Here is a 1638-nt window from a genome sequence, read left to right as displayed (position 1 = left end):
TCTGGCCCGTAATCGGTGGTGACGAAGTGTGACTGCCTTCGTTGGCATGGCATGCGTGATGCCAACGAGCTTGCGGGTACGGTGTTTTCGGGGCTTTTGGCCCTCGTGGTCGAGGGCGTGACGGACGAGGGCCAGGTCATCCGGGTGTCTGCGCGAACCCGGGACGATCCGGTGCCGTGCCCGGTGTGCGGGCAGCCGACGAGGCGGGTGCACGGCTTCCATGGACGGGTGGTCGCGGACGTGCCGGTGGACGGACGGCGGGTCGTGGTGTCGGTGCGAGTCCGGCGCCTGGTCTGTCCGGTTCTCGGCTGCCCGCGGCAGACGTTCCGCGAGCAGGTTCCCGGCGTCGTGGAGCGCTACCAGCGCCGCACCAACCGCTTGACCAGCCAACTGGGTTCGGTGGTCAAGGAGTTAGCGGGCCGGGCGGGCGCCCGCCTCTCCCGCGTTCTGGCCTGCGCGATCTCCCGCTCGACCGCCCTGCGCATGCTCATGCGCCAGGTGGTGACACCGCTGCGCGTCCCGCACGTGCTCGGCATCGACGACTTCGCACTCAAACGCCGACACCGCTACGCCACCGTGATCATCGACGCCGAGACCGGCGAGCGGATCGACGTCCTACCCGACCGCCCCGCCCAAACCCTGACCACGTGGCTGCGCGAGCACCCCGGGGCCCAGTACGTCTGCCGCGACGGCTCCGCCACCTACGCCGAAGCGATCCGCCAAGCCCTCCCCGAAGCGGTACAGGTCAGCGACAGGTGGCACCTCTGGTCCAACCTGTGCGGCAAGGTCCTGGCCGAAGTCCGCTCCCACGCCGCCTGCTGGGCCACCGTCGTGAACCCCACCCGACCCGGGGGCGTCCGCGAGCAGACCACCCTCGATCGCTGGCAACGGGTCCACCATCTGCTCGACCAGGGCGTCGGCCTCCTCGAATGCGCCCGCCGCCTCGATGTCGCCCTGAACACCGTCAAGCGATACGCCCGCATGAAGGAGCCCACCGGTGATCGCCGCGCACCCCGCTACAAGCCCACACTCGCCGACCCCTACCGAGACCACCTGCGCCGGCGCCGACGCGAAGACCCCGCCGTGCCCGTTACTCACCTCCTGCGCGAGATCAAGGAGCTGGGCTACACCGGCAGCGCCAACCTCCTGGTCCGATACCTCACCCAAGGCCGCGCCGAGGGCGACAAGCCGGTCACCACCCCGCAGCGTTTCGCCCGCCTCCTGCTCACCCGCCCCGACAACCTGCGCGACAAGGACACCGCACTCCTGCGGGAACTCGCCGCAGCCTGCCCCGAGATGACCGAACTCGCCCGCCTCACTGGCGAGTTCGGTCAGCTACTGACCCCAGCAGAGGGCAACGACGCCAAACTCACCGACTGGATCACCACAGTTCGCGCCGTCGACCTGCCCCACCTGCACTCCTTCACGAACGGCCTCGAACTCGACCGCGCCGCCGTCGACGCCGGCCTCACCCACCCCTACCACAACGGCCGCACCGAGGGCGTCAACACCCGGACCAAACGGATCATGAGACAGATGCACGGCCGAGCCGGGTTCCCCCTACTCCGCCACCGCATCCTCCTCCAGTGATCACTACACGGCGCTACCACCGATTACGGGCCAGAGCCGCTCACCACC

1 protein-coding gene is annotated in these 1638 nt (G+C 69.4%); it reads left to right on the top strand.

Annotated elements, in window-relative coordinates; all coding sequences use genetic code 11:
* Nucleotides 1–51 precede the first annotated feature (51 nt).
* A complete protein-coding gene (locus tag KYY02_RS33490; protein WP_442538184.1) occupies nucleotides 52–1590 on the top strand; it encodes an ISL3 family transposase in 1539 nt (512 codons plus the stop codon).
* The last annotated feature ends 48 nt before the right edge of the window (nucleotides 1591–1638 follow it).

This window comes from Streptomyces pimonensis (assembly GCF_041380215.1).
Lineage (GTDB): Bacteria > Actinomycetota > Actinomycetes > Streptomycetales > Streptomycetaceae > Streptomyces > Streptomyces pimonensis.
Note: the sequence above shows the minus strand (reverse complement) of the source record. Positions and strands in the feature narration are given on the sequence as shown.